Below are 16,359 nucleotides of genomic sequence, written 5' to 3' on the forward strand. Positions count from 1 at the left end.
GTTTATTTTATCTCTAGTCCTTTTAAAATAAAGCCTGTAAGAAACTGCGTAACATGCTCTATATCTTCGTCCTCATAATCTGCGCGATTCATTATCGTCAAAATTTGCGTTTCAAAATCAGCGTAGTGTTGCGTTGTAGACCAAATAAGGAAAATCAAACTAACAGGGTCCACTTCTGCCATTTTTCCTTCGTTAATCCATTGCTGGAATACTTTAGACTTCTCTCTAACCCATTTTCGTAAATAAGTGCGCGCAAATTCTTTTAAATGCTGTGCACCTTGGATAATTTCCATCGCATATATTTTAGATGCTTTAGGCTCTTTAAATGACATTCTTACTTTTGCTGCAACAAATTTTTCAATAGCCACTTTGGGGCCATCTTCATATAGAATATCACCAATCCCTTGATCCCACATATCTAATGTTTGCTCTAGTACTGCGTGATAAATATTTTCTTTATTTTTGAAATAATACAGTACATTAGCTTTTGGTAATCCAGCGGTATCAGCAATCGACTGTACCGTGGCACCTTTATACCCATTTGTAATGAACTCGTCTTGCGCAGCATCTAATATCTTTTGCTGGCTTTTAATGCGAATTTTACCTTGCTTTTTCGTTGAAATGTCAGTCATAAGTGTACTTATTATTATCGTTGTCTATTCGGTCGACTATTTATAGCCGCTTACACTACCAGAGATTGTAATATGCATGCAATCTCAACCGCTTAAATTGCGATGTTTTACGTAATTAAGTTTTAGTTAAGTGACAATTATAGCGCTTATTAACTATGATTAACAAAAGTCGCATATTTGCCTTGTATCAAGCATTGTAATATTTTTTTATTACCATTATTTGAATGTTTGGTTATTAAAAAAATATCATTTTAAGCTTGTTAAATATGGCGCTTAAACATTCTGGTTGATAAGTTGACTAACTGGTAAGGTTATATTTTTGTGATTTTTTATATAAATATTTTATTAATATTTGTATTGGTGAAAAAAAATCACTTGAACAGTGTATTTTGCTTAAGCTGTTGAATTTAAAATGGATAACAAGGTTTTTGTAGTGAGTGTAGGTGAAGTTAAATTTGTTATTTAACTTGTATTTATGTCTTATGTGAAATAATGTAATAAAAGTGTAAAAAAGGTCTGGTCTAATTTAAAAGAAAATAAAGACTTTAAACCGTACATTTTGTTGTGCTTTTTGAACACTTGGTCAACAAAATGTATGTCGTACAAAATAAAACATACACCAAGGGAAATTAACAACATGAAAACCCAACGCCTCTCACTTATATCTGGTGCAGTTATTCTTGCGCTTGGATTGTCTTCGCCGGCTATGGCTGATGATACGTCATCTTCTATGCGTGGTAATGTGCTTACTTCGGAAGGTTCGGCCGTAAAAGATGCGACTATTACAATTGTTCACGAACCATCAGGTACTACAAAAGTCTTGAAGGTAAATGAATCTGGTGCGTTCTCTGCTAGAGGTCTGCGCGTAGGTGGTCCATACAGTGTTACAATTGATTCCGATACGCATAAAGATAAAAAACTTGAAGGCATCTATATTACATTAGGTGATGTTTTTCGTATAAATGAAACATTGTCTAGTGAAGATATCGAGCGTATTGCTGTTACTGGAGCCGGTGAATTCTTTGACCCATCTAAAGGTTCATCAAGTATTTTTAGTGGCGACGCATTAACTAAATCACCAGCGTTTAACCGTGACTTAAAAGACATTGTTCGCCAAAACCCAATGGCTGTAGTGGGTAATGATGGTGTTTCGCTATCATTAGCAGGCTCAAACCCTCGCTACAATAGCTTGGCTGTAGACGGTGTAAACTTAAATGATGACTTTGGTTTAGCAGGTAATGGCTATCCTACAGAACGTTCACCAATTTCTTTTGATTCAATTGATCAAATTAGCGTTGCTGTTGCTCCTTTTACCGCGAAAGAAGGTGGCTTCTCGGGTGGTAAAATTAGTGTTGTTACTAAGTCGGGTACCAATGAGTTTCATGGCTCTATGTTTATGGAAAAGGCAAAAGATGCATGGGCAGGAGATCCTGAAAACCCTGAAACGGGTGATGACATTGACTTAAGTTTTGACGAAGAGTCTTGGGGGGCTACGTTAGGCGGTCCAATTATCAAAGATAAATTATTCTTCTTTGCTTCTTATGAAACTTACGAGTCGCCAAGTTCTGTTGATAAAGGCCCATCTGGTGCAAATGTTGCAAATACAGTAGATCAAGTTTCTCAAGCGGAAGTTGATCGCGTTGTTAGTATTGCACAATCAAAATATGGTTATGATGCAGGCAGTTGGAATAATTCTATTCCATTAGAAGATGAAAAATATTCATTAAAATTAGACTGGAATATTAATGTTGACCACCGTACATCATTTACTTATTCACATGGATTTAGTAACAGTGCTGGTAACCAGGGTGCAGGACGTTCTGATGATTTATATTTATCATCTCATTGGTACAACCGCTCAAATGAATTTGACACGTATGTAGGTCAATTATTCTCAAACTGGAACCAAGACTTTTCTACTGAATTCAAAGTGTCATATAAAGAATCGGTGAACGGTCAAGTGCCTTTAGGCGGCTTAGACTTCGGTGAAGTGAAAATTGAAACGATAAACGGTGGAGAAATAATGCTTGGTGCCGATGACAGTCGTCATGCAAACAAGCTTACCAATGAAACATTTCAGGTTCGTGCAAGTGGTGAGTATTTATACGAAGACCACGCGATTTCATTCGGTTGGGAGTATGAATCTGTTGATGTATATAACATTTTTATGCAGCATTATTTAGGATCTTGGTACTTTAACAGCATTGATGATTTTGAAAATGGTGTAGCCGATTGGTTTGAATATCAAAACAACCCAAGTTTAAACCGTGATGATGCAGCAGCGTCATTCAGTTTAAGTAATCATGCGTTATACGTTGAAGATAGTTGGGATATTTCCGACACATTCAATCTAACTTATGGTTTACGATATGAATTAACCACTAACTCAGATAAGCCAAATGCAAACCAAGGCTTTAAGGATCGTTATGGCTACTCAAACGATGAAAACTTAGATGGTTTAGATTTATTTATGCCACGTGTTGCATTCACATGGGATGCTACTGATGAGCTTACTATTCGCGGTGGCTTTGGGCGCTTTAGTGGTGGTCGTCCGAATGTATTTATCTCAAATGCGTTCACAAATGATGGTAGTCGAATAGCGTTATACAGAACATTTGGTGACGCTATTGCTGAAAATACTTTTTTACAAAATGCTGATCCAAATAGCATTCCACAACATGCACAAGATCAAATTGCTAATTCAGTGTTAGGTGGACCAAACTCTAACATTGATATGATTGATCCTAACTTTAAAATCCCAACAACTTGGCAGTATAGCTTAGCAGCAGATTATGTTGCTGATTTCTCTGCGATTGGCTTAGGTGAAGATTGGCGTTTAAGTGCAGAAGTATTATATAAAGATAATGAAAGAGACATGATTTGGTCTGATTTATCACGTACGTTAGATACCTCAAAAGGTAACAACGGTTATACGGTTGAAGGTCGTCCGATTTATACTTTTGCTGATCCAAGCCGAGATGCTCGTGATGTTATGTTAACAAATACCTCTGGTGGTCATTCGTTAATTGAAACCTTTAGTTTAGCGAAAAGCTGGGATAATGGTTTTAAAGCAAACTTCTCTTATACACATTCATCAATTACGAACAAAATTGATGCAACGGGTACTACAACCAATACTGCGTATAACTATAACCCAGTGATAGATCCGGAAAACCCAGAAGTGGGTACATCTGCATACGAAGTTAAGCATAGATTAACGCTTAATTTATCGTATAACACTGAAATCATTGAAGGCTACAACACAGCATTTCATATGTTTTGGGAACGTAAAGCAGGTAGACCATACAGCAACTTACTTGGCTGGAACAATCGTGACGGTATCTCAGGTGAGCTTGACCTAACCAGCGCAAACTTACCATACGTACCAACCGGTGCTGACGATGCTGCGGTAGATTTCGTTAACGGTTTAAGTTACGACGAAGTGATGGCTGAATTTAGTAAAGTAGGTATTTCATCTGGTGGTGGATACGTTGCTAAGAATGGATTCAGAGCGCCGTGGACTACAACGTTGGATCTTAGATTAGAACAAGAAATTCCAGGCTTTATGGAAGGTCACAAAGGCTTAATTTACTTTGATATTAAAAACGCGCTAGCTATCTTTGATAAAGATGCAGCACGTATGTATCAATTGCCATTTGGTCAATCTGCAACAGAAGTTATTGATTATAGCATTAATGATGCAGGTCAATATGTATATGAAAGTGCTAATGTTAGCCAAGGTGAATCGCCTGTTGAGTGGAAAGATCGTGAGTCTACTTGGTCTATGAAAATTGGTATTAAGTACGTTTTCTAAGTTGAGTTAACACACGTTAAAAAGCCAACAGATTATCTGTTGGCTTTTTTTATGGAATTCGTTAAGATAAAACCTGACCAATTGGTTAATTTATTTTAAGGTTGTACATGCAAAAGAATAAGAATACCCCAAGTATTGATGCGTTAGTAGATGCTGCAAAGATTGCTTATAACAGTGCATACGCGCCATATAGTCAATTTCAGGTAGGCGCAAGTTTGCTTACAAAAGATAATCAAGTCTTCAATGGCTGCAATGTTGAAAATGCGTCGTATGGTTTAGGTGTCTGTGCAGAACGTAATTGTATTGCTAATGCTGTTGTGCATGGATGTCAAACCTTTACTCACCTTGTTGTTTACACTGAACAGGAAAAGCTTACGCCCCCTTGCGGTGCTTGTAGACAAGTTATTGCTGAGTTCATGCTTCCAGAAGCAAAAATCACGTCTGTAAATCACTTGAATCAAAGGAAAGAATGGTCGGTAGCCCAACTATTACCGGACGCGTTTTTACCTAGAGACTTAACATAAGGAGTCACTCATGTTACCTCAAGAAATAATACGTCTAAAACGTGATGGTAAGCCACTTAGCACTGTGCAGATAAATTTTTTTGCATCAGGGTTAGTTGATGGTTCATTTAACGATGCACAAGTGGGTGCAATGGCAATGGCTATTTTCCAAAACGGTATGGCAACCGAAGAAGTTATTGCATTAACCGATAATATGATGCGCTCCGGCGATGTTTTATCATGGCCTGAGTTAGACGGCCCAGTCGTTGATAAACATTCTACAGGAGGTGTAGGTGATAAAGTAAGCTTTATGTTAGCAGCTATTGTTGCCTCTTGTGGTGTTTATGTCCCTATGATCTCAGGTCGAGGGCTAGGGCATACAGGTGGTACATCTGACAAATTAGAAAGTATTACCGGCGTAGACATTCAACCAAGTGTTGCACGCTTCAAACAGTTAGTAAAAGAAAATAATATGGCGATTATTACTCAAACTGATCGCTTAGCACCCGCAGATAAAAGACTGTATTCCATTCGTGATGTAACGGCTACGGTTGAGTCTATTCCTTTGATTACAGCGTCTATTTTGTCAAAAAAACTTGCTGCTGGGTTAGATTCTTTAGTTATGGACATTAAAGTGGGTAATGGGGCTATGATGTCTGATCTGGAAAATGCGCAGGCATTAGCCAAATCAATTGTGAGTGTCGCTAATGGTGCCGGCGTTAGTACACAAGCTATAATTACAGACATGAATCAAGTACTAGGGTTTACTGCTGGCAATGCGCTAGAAATGGTTGAAACGGCAGATTATTTAACTGGGGCTAATCGTTGCCCAAGGTTACATGGTGTAACAGTAGAGTTGGCGTGTGCGATGTTAATAAGTGCCGGTGTGACTCAAGACAAAGGCAGCGCTGAAGCTTTAGTTGAAAAGGCACTTTCTTCTGGAGAAGCTGCAGAGCGATTTAACCGCATGATTGCACAATTAGGTGGGCCTGCTGATTTTATTGCCGATCCTTGGAAAATGATGAAAAAAGCTAAGGTAGTTCACGAGATTCTAGCGCCGGTAAGTGGCTACGTCAGTAAAATGGATACACGAGCAATAGGTATGCTAGTTGTGGCGATGAAAGGCGGTAGAACAGCAAATGGTCAACAAATAGATCATAGTGTAGGGTTTGATGCTATTTTACCTATTGGTACGAAAGTAAGTGAAGGTGATGTAGTCGCTCGCTGTCATGCAAATAGTGCAGAAGAGGTTAAACAAGTAAGTCAGGGCTATATCGATGCTTTAACATTTGCTGACAGTGCTCCTGAGCAAACACTCATTTATCAACATATTGTTTAAAACGTCCTCTGAAATTAAAAGCACTTTTTTTGTCTACTCAAAACCACCTCTATGGAGGTGGTGATCGTGCTGTCAGGGCTTCGCCTGTAAAGCTTATTTTTAAAAGTTCAAGTATCTTTTTAATGTTAAATTGCAGTGATGGAGCTTCTCGACACATACGAGTGGTGTGACGAGCATTGGTCATCGGGAAACAATCAATTTTTCCTCCGTAATGCTTATCGGCACACCGACAATATAAAGAGATAAACAATAATTGAAAGTATTTTACGATGAAACTCAGTAAACGCTGAAAGACATAAGCGCCGTTACAGGTAGTCATGTCAAAGCCAACTGATATGCTGGTGGATTATTTACTAAAAACTTCATCTTTTCTATAAAGTTATTTGTTCTTTAGCCGATAGTAAGTTGTCAGCAGCATTGTAGTGAAATAACTTTGACTAAAATAGTAACAACGCATAATCCGCTAATAGAGGAAGCACAATTAGGTCAACGCCTGAATGAATCGGTGCGTACGCCTGGTCATAGCGATTTTTCGTTAATGCTAGCGATGTTAGTTGAAGATGTGCGCATGCATAGTCAGTTTCAACTACCTCATGATGATATCAATGAACCCGAAATAAATGATGACAAGCTCAGAAATCATTTTTCACTGCCTCCCAAAGCACCTATGGCATTAACAGACCTCACGCAAATTTCTCAATATGGTCAAGCTGACTTGGTTGAGCAAGGGTTACTGTCGAGTGTGCATTTATCGAATGCACTTAATGAAAAGGCCATTGCTTTTAGAAATGACAAGCGACATATTCCAAGCAATATTATCGAAAATACAAATCTATACTGCCAACTCAAACATAAAAATGCTGATGCATTGCCGAGTAAACGTAAAGAATTCGATGCTAAGTCTTGGATACAATCATTGCAAAATACTATTGTCAACGCGCCAATTGTTGAACAAATGATTTAATAGCTAAAATTGGTGGTTAAAAATGAGCTAAATTATCACCTCTATAGTTCATTCAATCATGCAACTTATCGCTAACCTTCAATGGTTCAAGGTATTAATTTGGTATATTTACACCTAATAAGTTCTCTAATTACATTAGGTTAGCAGTTAACCTGTTATGATAACTTTCAGCCTCTCTTGATGAGAGGCAAAAGTAGGGCGTTAACAATCTAGCGCTAATTTATCTACGGTGGCTGAACAGGCTGGTAAAAACGTTTCTAAAAAATAACTGACCTCAGGTAAGTCTTGTTTTAATTCATCAAGCTTTCGGCCTAAACGCTCTTCTACATGGTCAAATTCATGGTTATTATGATTAAGCTCATCAACGGCTTTTATATAAGCTACAAGAATGTCAGCGGCCTTGACGAGTGCCTTATATGCTGGATCAACATGATCTTGAACAATAATATCGTAAAAAATGGATTGAAACTCTTCAGGTAATGATTGCAAGCATTCGCGTTCAGCGTGCGATTCAATCTTTTTAAATTCTCTCGCAATTTCCGGATTAGCGTATTTGGTTGGCGAAACAATATCGCCATAACGGGTTTCGCTTGCTTCATGATAAAGCGCTATCGTAGCGGCTCTATCTGGATTGATAGTACCACCAAATTTTTGGTTTTTTATCACCGCTAGCAAATGCGCGACTATGGCTACTTGGTGTGAATGTTCAGCGACATTTTCGGGCTTAACACAAAACATTAACGCCCAACGTTTTATTAAAGGCATGCGGAACATCCATGCTAAAAACGTACTTTGTTTCTTCGATTTTAGCTTTGCCATTAGAGCCCCTTTTTATGCTTGTTTATAGGTACTAAAAAAATGTTTGATCCGTTCTAATGCTGGTATCAGTTCATCTTCATGCGGTAAGAAAACCAAACGGAAATAATTTTTTTGTGAAATATTAAAGCCACTGCCGTGCACGACAAGTATCTTTTCTTGTTTTAGTAAATCAAGTACCATTTTTTCGTCGTTGGTAATGTTAAATTTATCAGCATCTACTTTGACAAATAGATACAAAGCACCCATTGCTGCATTACAAGATAAACCGTCAATTTCATTTATCATCTTATGGGCAATATTACGCTGTTTAATGAGTCGGCCATTCCCAGTAATTAATTCATTGATACTTTGGTAACCACCTAGTGCGGTTTGTATAGCATGTTGGCAAGGGACGTTGGCGCAAAGTCGCATTGAAGCCAGTATATTTAAGCCTTCTAAAAAGTCTTCTGCGTGCAGCTTTGGTCCTGTAATGACCATCCAACCGGCTCTAAAACCTGCGATACGATAATTTTTTGAAAGCCCTCCCATTGTAATGATAAGTACATCACTGGCTAAGCTTGCTGTAGGAATATGCTTTGCGTCATCGTATAAAATTTTGTCGTAGATTTCGTCACTAAAAACAATGAGTTGATGTTTTCGTGCTAACGCTAGTAAGCCTTGTAACACTTCTTCTGAATAGACTGAACCTGTTGGGTTATTTGGGTTAATTAATACAAGCGCTTTTGTATTTTTATTAATTTTGCTTTCAATATCAGCTAAGTTTGGATACCAGTGATTGTCTTCATCACATTGGTAATGCACAGGTGAGCCACCAGATAACGACACTGCTGCCGTCCAAAGTGGATAATCAGGTGCTGGTATTAACACTTCATCACCATCATTTAATAAGCCTTGCATGGCCATAACGATTAACTCGCTAACACCATTGCCAATGAAAATATCATCAACATTTAAGCCAAGAATTCCATTTTGCTGAAAATATTGCATTACTGCGACACGAGCAGAATATATACCTTTAGAGTCACAATATCCTTGTGCTGTAGGTAAGTTGTGAATAACGTCTTTTAAAATATCATCAGGTGCTTCAAAACCAAACGGTGCGGGATTACCGATATTTAATTTTAAAATCTTATGTCCTTCGTCTTCTAAACGTCGGGCTTCCGCCGCAATCTGTCCTCTAATTTCGTAACAGACATTATTGAGTTTGGAAGATTTTTTGACATTTTGCATTATTGACTACTTTACCTAAATTGTGGATTTTAATTACTTCCTATTGTTGCCAATTATTTACAGTATTGAAACAGTTACTTGCATTTTTTTTATAGCCTTTTATCCGAAAGTCTATAATCTTGTTATTAACATAGCTTTTTGGAGGGTGTTATGCCATTACCTCTACTTTGGTTGGGTGCTGCGGCGGTATCTGCATTAGCCATTAAAGAATTGTCTGATGACCGGAAAAAACAACAACAGCGCCGTATTAGGTACGCAAAACCACAGCGTTTGAAAGATTTAGCTAGGCATGAATTTCCTGTGGCTATTTATCCTTCTGACTTAATGTCTACCGAACAAGCCGTAAAACCTGAAATAGGATCTTTAGTCTGTTGTGGCATCGGAGGGTTACTCGATCATACTGGCATATGGGTTGATGATGACACCATTATTGAGCTTGATGGTGAGGGACTTATTAAGCCTATATCATTAGCGCGCTTCACGAAAGAACGTTCAGGTAATCAAGTTTTTATTGCATGTGATTCAAGTGCTAAACCTATTGCGTGCGAATACGCAGCGGAGCGAGCTATTTCACAAATTTACCAATATCGCGACTACCATTTAATTGAAAATAATTGTCATCAATTTATCTGGCAATGCTTTTCACCGAATGGTGAAAAGATCACAACGTTTAAATCATTAAATCTTAAATTAGCGCAAAAATTTGATAAAACAATTTATTGGGATTTACTTGATGCATAAGTCTTTCATGTTTTACTGAATGCAGTACACTATCTTCCATTGTTAATAAACCATTACATAGACTTTTGAAAATACTGCTTCGATCTTTTATAGCGATAGCATTTCTGGGTATATTGGTGCTTGTTACACTGATATTTTCTGCTTTACAGTCTCAACCCAAAAATGTGCAATTACATCAAATATCTCCAGAGGGTGCTAAACAAAGCCAACAGTTACTTAAAAAATTAGTGGCTAGCGGTAAAACGCAAGGGCATCAACAAATACGTATAACAAAAGATGAGTTAGATGGTCTAGCTGCACTACTGCATCGTGCTTTGCCACATGTCGCCGCTAATGCCGTACTAAACAAGCAGCACCTGACATTGTTCTCTACAATTACCTTGCCATTACCAGACATTATTAAACACCTTAATGTATCAATTGTTATATTACCTTCAAAAGAAGGACTAAAAGTTAAGGAGTTTTCTGCCGGCCACTTAACGATAAATGGTCGTTATTTTATTTCAACACTAAGTTATTTCGTTGATGTTTTTATTAAACCCAACCTGCTTAGTGATATGTTGGCAATGATTAAAAAAGTAGGTGTAAATGCGTCTTATGTAGAAGCTGACTTATACATGGATAACCGTCTAATAGATCGAAATAATGATAACTCGGTATTAATAAAACTTAGAGACGATCTTGCACTGTTTGGTGACGCTAAGGAGATTAAACTTTACTATCAAGTTTTGGCAAACTTTGCAGAAACGCAAAAAATGAAAAGTTCAATCGCAGGGTATATTCGTGAAGTGTTTTTATTTGCTCAACAAAGGACTCACTCAGAAATTGATACCAATGCACTATTACAGAATCAATCGGCGATTATGGCGCTTGTGATTTATTTTGGTACAGATAGATTTGAAATGCTGGTGGGTGACATTATAGGTGATAATGTTGCGCAAATTACCCGTCGTAATCGCATACGCTACAACACGCGTCTACAAGGACGTAAGGATTTACAAAAACACTTTATTTACTCAATGGCACTACAAATGTTTAGTAGTTTAGGTGCTAGCGATGCTATTGGTGAGTACAAAGAGTTTCTGGACAGTAATGGCGGAGGTTCAGGCTTTAGTTTTGCTGATTTAATGGCTGATAGGGCAGGTACGCGTTTAGCTAAAATCGTTGTTGCGAATGAAGGTAAAGCGTTACAAGCACAAACAATTTTAACCAACATAACCGACGAATCTCTATTGCCCAGCATAGAGGGGCTAGATGAAGGAATATCGCAACAAGAGTTTGTCAAAGTTTATCAAGGAATTAATCATAAAGGCTACCAACAAACATTACGTGACATAGACGCTCGTATTGAATCATTACCCTTGTACCAGCTAGGCTGGTAAAAGAAATTGCAGCTTTATTTAACGTGGCTCCCCTGATCTGATTTGAACAGGCGACACATGCAAGTTTAAAACAGTACAGTCCACCGCATTAGCGGTAGTGTTTAATTAAAAGGGATAGTACCTTAGATATAAAAAAAAGCCGCAATAAATTGCAGCTTTTCTTAAAGTAGCTCCCCTGATCTGATTTGAACAGGCGACACATGCAAGTTTAAAACAGTACAGTCCACCGCATTAGCGGTAGTGTTTAATTAAAAGGGATAGTACCTTAGATATAAAAAAAAGCCGCAATAAATTGCAGCTTTTCTTAATGTGGCTCCCCTGATCTGATTTGAACAGGCGACACATGCAAGTTTAAAACAGTACAGTCCACCGCATTAGCGATAGTGTTTAATTAAAAGGGATAGTACCGTAGACATAAAAAAAGCCGCAATAAATTGCAGCTTTTCTTAATGTGGCTCCCCTGGTCTGATTTGAACAGGCGACACATGCAAGTTTAAAACAATACAGTCCACCGCATTAGCGGTAGTGTTTAATTAAAAGGGATAGTACCTTAGATATAAAAAAAGCCGCAATAAATTGCAGCTTTTCTTAAAGTGGCTCCCCTGGTCTGATTTGAACAGGCGACACATGCAAGTTTAAAACAGTACAGTCCACCGCATTAGCGGTAGTGTTTAATTAAAAGGGATAGTACCGTAGATATAAAAAAAGCCGCAATAAATTGCAGCTTTTCTTAATGTGGCTCCCCTGGTCTGATTTGAACAGACGACACATGGATTAACAGTCCACCGCTCTAACCAACTGAGCTACAGGGGAATAATTTGTTTTGGCTTTCGCCTTATAACCGCACTAACTATGAATATTAGATGCCATTATATTTAAATAGTGGCTCCCCTGGTCTGATTTGAACAGACGACACATGGATTAACAGTCCACCGCTCTAACCAACTGAGCTACAGGGGAATCATGTTTAGAGATTGTATCTCGTCAACGGGGCGGAATATTAATGGCAGCTAGTCGGTGTGTCAACACTAAATTAAGAAAAAAATCATTTATACGATTGTTTGCTCGTTTTACGTTCAGTCTGGCGGATTTGCCATCAAAGATTGCTGATGCTTTCAACAGTGTAATTTTACCTCTCTGTTTATCCAAGTTATCCACGAAATCTGTGGATAACTACGTGGACTAAAGTGTAATAAAACGTTTTTACTGGCTTGTATCTTTATTTTTATGTTTAGTTAAACTGCACAAGAATTTTTGTTAAAACTATATTAAACAATGGCTTAAAGTGTATTCTTGTTGTTTTGTGATGGTGTTGTGTTATTTTTACGCAACATCGCATTTTTATAATATTTTGTGCATTACTGCGATGAAATACACAAACATTTTCATTTTTGTTATTTCATAAACATGAAAAACCATTATTGTGTTTAAGAAGTTTTTAAGATTGATGTGAAAGTTAATTTTTACATAGCGAGTCTTCTAAGTATCTTTTACAATACACCACTCACTTTTCATGGTGGTAACCTAAAGTAACATAAGTAATGGCAGCGGAAAAAAACAACAGACAAATAAACCTTCTTAAAGATCCTGTCGGTCAAACGTTAAAACAAATGACCATCCCGATGATTTACGGCATGATTTTGTTAATGACATTTAACCTCGTTGACACTTTTTTTGTTAGTTTATTAGGAACGCAGCCTTTGGCTGCAATTAGCTTTACTTTTCCTATTACGTTTACCGTAATCAGTTTGACCATTGGTTTAGGTATTGGCACCTCTGCGGTCATTGCAAAATCGTTAGGTAAAGGAGATGACAGCTTTGCCAAATGCTCTGCTACTTCTGCATTAATACTCGCCGCGGTTGTGGTTGGTATTTTGTCTTTTACTGGATACTTACTGACAGATGAAATTTTTACTTTGCTTGGAGCAAGTGAAGACTTATTACCCGAAATTCGTAATTATATGGATCTATGGTTTCTCGGTAGTGTATTTTTAATTGGTCCGATGATAGGTAACGCAATTTTACGCGCAAGCGGTGATACTAAAACGCCAAGTATTATTATGGGCGTAGGCGGGATAATAAATGCTATTTTAGATCCAATCTTTATTTTTGGTTTTGGTCCAATTGAAGCTATGGGGATTAAAGGTGCCGCTTTAGCAACGTTAGTTTCGTGGATTTTTGGCTTGGCATATGTGTTGTACATAGTTGGTTATCAACGAAAGCTTATACATACTACTCTTGATTTATTTAGTACTTTTTTTAAAGCGTCTAAAACTATTTTACACATTGGCTTACCTGCGGCTGGCGCCAACATGTTAACACCTATTGCAGCGGCTATTTTAACCGCAATAGCTGCGACATATGGAGAACCTGTTGTTGCCGCATTTGGCGTGGGTACAAGAATAGAGTCAATTGCTTGTTTAGTGGTTTTAGCGCTTTCAATGACCTTACCGCCGTTTATCAGTCAAAACTTTGGAGCAGGTCATATGCATCGTGTTCAGCAAGGTTATCAAACGTCGATTAAATTTGTCATGATTTGGCAAATTGCGATTTATTTAATATTAGTGTTGTCAGCGCCACTGATTGCCAACACCTTTACTGATGAACAACATGTTGCAGACATTATTAAACTTTTTATTTGGATATTGCCGTTAGGCTATGGTTTTCAAGGCATTATTATTCTTACCAATTCGTCTTTTAATGCCCTTCATAAACCAATGGTTGCGCTAATGCTTAGCATATTGCGATTATTTGTTTGTTATGTACCTTTGTCCTACCTAGGCAGTTTATGGTATGGCGTTGAAGGCTTTTTTATTGGCGGTTTAATTGGTAATGTGTTAATGGCAGCAATTTCTTATAAGGCATTTGCAAAGCAATTTAATGACATTTCTTTCGCTCCAAAGGTTGTTTCTGAATGAAATCTTTAAAAATCGTTTCCGATTATACGCCCAGTGGTGATCAACCAACGGCGATTTCAAAGTTAGTTGAAGGTATAGAAGATGGCTTAGCGCATCAAACGTTATTAGGCGTAACGGGATCAGGTAAAACCTTTACGGTTGCTAATGTTATCCAGACACTCAATCGCCCAACAATGATGTTGGCGCCTAATAAAACCTTAGCTGCGCAGCTATATGGTGAAATGAAAGAGTTTTTTCCTAATAATGCGGTTGAGTATTTTGTTTCATATTATGATTATTATCAGCCCGAAGCCTATGTACCTACAACAGATACTTTTATAGAAAAAGATGCTTCTATCAATGATCATATTGAACAAATGCGATTATCTGCGACTAAAGCTCTGTTAGAAAGAAGAGATGTTATTATCGTAGCATCAGTGTCGGCTATCTATGGTTTGGGGGATCCCGATTCATACCTAACGATGATGTTGCATTTACGTCAGGGCGACATTATTAACCAACGTGATATATTGCGTCGCTTAGCAGAGCTTCAATATACACGCAACGATGTTGCTTTTCAGCGAGCAACCTACCGCGTGCGCGGTGATGTAATTGATATTTTTCCTGCTGAATCTGATCGGTTAGCTTTACGTGTTGAATTATTTGATGAAGAAATTGAACGTATTAGCGAGTTTGATCCTTTAACAGGACAAGTTGAACGCACGCTAGCACGCGTAACCGTTTATCCAAAAACACACTATGCAACGCCTCGTGAAAAGATTTTAGCGGCAGTAGAAAACATAAAAGTTGAGCTGAAAGAACGGGCAACCCAATTAAAAGATAACAATAAATTAATTGAAGAGCAGCGCATCGTACAACGTACACAGTTTGATATTGAAATGATGACAGAGCTTGGTTATTGCTCTGGGATTGAAAATTACTCTCGTTATCTTTCTGGCAGGGCACCAGGGGAAGCGCCTCCGACACTCTTTGATTATCTACCTGATGATGGCCTACTTATCATTGACGAGTCACACGTCACCGTACCGCAAATTGGCGCAATGTATAAAGGCGATCGCTCTAGAAAGGAAAACCTGGTTGAATATGGATTTCGACTGCCTTCTGCACTTGATAATAGGCCAATGAAGTTTGATGAATTTGAAGCGTTAGCACCACAAACAATTTACGTATCTGCAACGCCGAGTGATTATGAATTAGAGAAGTCGAGTGGCGAGGTTGCAGAACAGGTGGTCAGGCCTACAGGTTTGTTGGATCCTGAAATTGAAGTGAGGCCTGTAGATACACAAGTTGATGATTTGTTGTCAGAAATACGTATTCGTGTTGCTATTGGTGAGCGAGTGTTAGCTACGACATTAACAAAAAGAATGGCCGAAGATTTAACAGAGTATTTAGACGAACATAACGTAAAAACGCGCTATTTGCATTCAGACATTGATACCGTTGAACGTGTGGAAATTATTCGCGATTTTCGTCTTGGACATTTTGATGTTTTGGTTGGGATAAACTTGTTAAGAGAAGGCTTAGATATGCCTGAAGTTTCCCTTGTTGCCATATTAGATGCAGATAAAGAAGGTTTTTTACGTTCTGAGCGTTCACTTATTCAAACTATAGGGCGTGCAGCGCGGAATATAAATGGTAGAGCCATTTTATATGCTGATCGTATTACCGGATCTATGAGACGTGCAATTGATGAAACAAATAGAAGAAGAGAGAAGCAGGAACAGTACAACAAGCTAAATAATATTACGCCAAAAGGTGTTATTCGACGCATTACAGACGTGATGGACGTTGGTGATACGCCAGAAGCAGCGTTGATCAAAATGAAAAATAAAGCGGCAGAGCCTGACGCTGATTATAAAGTATTATCAGTTAGCGAAATTGATGAGCAAGTCAAACAGCTTGAAAAGCAAATGATTGATCATGCTCAAAATTTAGAATTTGAACAAGCAGCAAGCCTAAGAGATGAGATTGCTAAACTGCGCCAACAACAACTAACAGTGTAAGAAGTAAGCTGCTT

Annotated in this window: 12 protein-coding genes and 2 tRNA genes; 8 read left to right on the forward strand and 6 right to left on the reverse strand. The window is 38.0% G+C overall.

The genetic code is table 11. The features are described from left to right. Positions 1 to 2: 2 nt before the first annotated feature. On the reverse strand, positions 3 to 632 hold the full coding sequence (locus tag QUE09_RS07290) for a TetR/AcrR family transcriptional regulator (RefSeq protein WP_286235537.1): 630 nt from the start codon (positions 630 to 632) through the stop codon (positions 3 to 5). A 637-nt stretch (positions 633 to 1,269) separates the two neighbouring features. On the opposite strand from QUE09_RS07290, the gene QUE09_RS07295 reads away from it, so the two are divergent. From QUE09_RS07295 to deoA, 3 genes are all read left to right on the forward strand, one after another. Further along, on the forward strand, positions 1,270 to 4,446 hold the full coding sequence (locus QUE09_RS07295) for a TonB-dependent receptor (protein WP_286235538.1): 3,177 nt from the start codon (positions 1,270 to 1,272) through the stop codon (positions 4,444 to 4,446). Positions 4,447 to 4,553: 107 nt separating this feature from the next. Continuing rightward, positions 4,554 to 4,970, forward strand: coding sequence for a cytidine deaminase (gene cdd, locus QUE09_RS07300; RefSeq protein WP_286235539.1), 417 nt, complete (start codon positions 4,554 to 4,556; stop codon positions 4,968 to 4,970). A gap of 10 nt (positions 4,971 to 4,980) precedes the next feature. After that, on the forward strand, positions 4,981 to 6,288 hold the full coding sequence (gene deoA / locus QUE09_RS07305) for a thymidine phosphorylase (RefSeq protein ID WP_286235540.1): 1,308 nt from the start codon (positions 4,981 to 4,983) through the stop codon (positions 6,286 to 6,288). Positions 6,289 to 6,337: 49 nt separating this feature from the next. Here the strand turns inward: deoA and QUE09_RS07310 are convergent, their stop codons facing one another. Further along, positions 6,338 to 6,607, reverse strand: coding sequence for a hypothetical protein (locus QUE09_RS07310; RefSeq protein ID WP_286235541.1), 270 nt, complete (start codon positions 6,605 to 6,607; stop codon positions 6,338 to 6,340). A 114-nt stretch (positions 6,608 to 6,721) separates the two neighbouring features. Between QUE09_RS07310 and QUE09_RS07315 the strand changes: the two genes are divergently transcribed. Next, entirely contained in the window at positions 6,722 to 7,252 is a 531-nt protein-coding gene (locus QUE09_RS07315; protein WP_286235542.1) for a VC2046/SO_2500 family protein, read from the forward strand. A 201-nt stretch (positions 7,253 to 7,453) separates the two neighbouring features. On the opposite strand, the gene yfbR is transcribed toward QUE09_RS07315, so the two are convergent. Next, positions 7,454 to 8,071 (reverse strand): 5'-deoxynucleotidase, encoded by a 618-nt coding sequence (yfbR, locus tag QUE09_RS07320; protein WP_286235543.1) that lies wholly within the window; start codon positions 8,069 to 8,071, stop codon positions 7,454 to 7,456. A gap of 12 nt (positions 8,072 to 8,083) precedes the next feature. After that, positions 8,084 to 9,301: a pyridoxal phosphate-dependent aminotransferase gene (locus tag QUE09_RS07325; RefSeq protein WP_286235545.1), complete on the reverse strand. Its 1,218-nt coding sequence runs from the start codon at positions 9,299 to 9,301 to the stop codon at positions 8,084 to 8,086. Between the two features lie 150 nt (positions 9,302 to 9,451). Between QUE09_RS07325 and QUE09_RS07330 the strand changes: the two genes are divergently transcribed. Together QUE09_RS07330 and QUE09_RS07335 are read left to right on the forward strand one after the other, a co-directional pair. After that, complete coding sequence (locus tag QUE09_RS07330) at positions 9,452 to 10,042, forward strand: hypothetical protein (RefSeq protein ID WP_286235546.1); 591 nt, start codon at positions 9,452 to 9,454, stop codon at positions 10,040 to 10,042. Between the two features lie 116 nt (positions 10,043 to 10,158). Beyond that, positions 10,159 to 11,424: a YfiM family lipoprotein gene (locus tag QUE09_RS07335; protein WP_286235547.1), complete on the forward strand. Its 1,266-nt coding sequence runs from the start codon at positions 10,159 to 10,161 to the stop codon at positions 11,422 to 11,424. A 736-nt stretch (positions 11,425 to 12,160) separates the two neighbouring features. Here the strand turns inward: QUE09_RS07335 and QUE09_RS07340 are convergent. Both QUE09_RS07340 and QUE09_RS07345 read right to left on the reverse strand, forming a co-directional pair. Continuing rightward, positions 12,161 to 12,237: transfer RNA gene (locus tag QUE09_RS07340), tRNA-Asn, on the reverse strand. 70 nt (positions 12,238 to 12,307) lie between these two features. Further along, a tRNA-Asn gene (locus QUE09_RS07345) sits at positions 12,308 to 12,384 on the reverse strand. A 581-nt stretch (positions 12,385 to 12,965) separates the two neighbouring features. Here QUE09_RS07345 and QUE09_RS07350 point away from each other — a divergent pair. Together QUE09_RS07350 and uvrB are read left to right on the forward strand one after the other, a co-directional pair. Next, on the forward strand, positions 12,966 to 14,342 hold the full coding sequence (locus QUE09_RS07350) for an MATE family efflux transporter (protein ID WP_286235548.1): 1,377 nt from the start codon (positions 12,966 to 12,968) through the stop codon (positions 14,340 to 14,342). Beyond that, positions 14,339 to 16,345: an excinuclease ABC subunit UvrB gene (gene uvrB / locus QUE09_RS07355; protein WP_286235549.1), complete on the forward strand. Its 2,007-nt coding sequence runs from the start codon at positions 14,339 to 14,341 to the stop codon at positions 16,343 to 16,345. Before QUE09_RS07350 ends, uvrB begins: the two co-directional genes overlap by 4 nt. Positions 16,346 to 16,359: the final 14 nt, after the last annotated feature.

The sequence above is a fragment of the Thalassotalea sediminis genome (assembly GCF_030295915.1).
Taxonomy (GTDB): Bacteria; Pseudomonadota; Gammaproteobacteria; order Enterobacterales; family Alteromonadaceae; genus Thalassotalea_C; species Thalassotalea_C sediminis.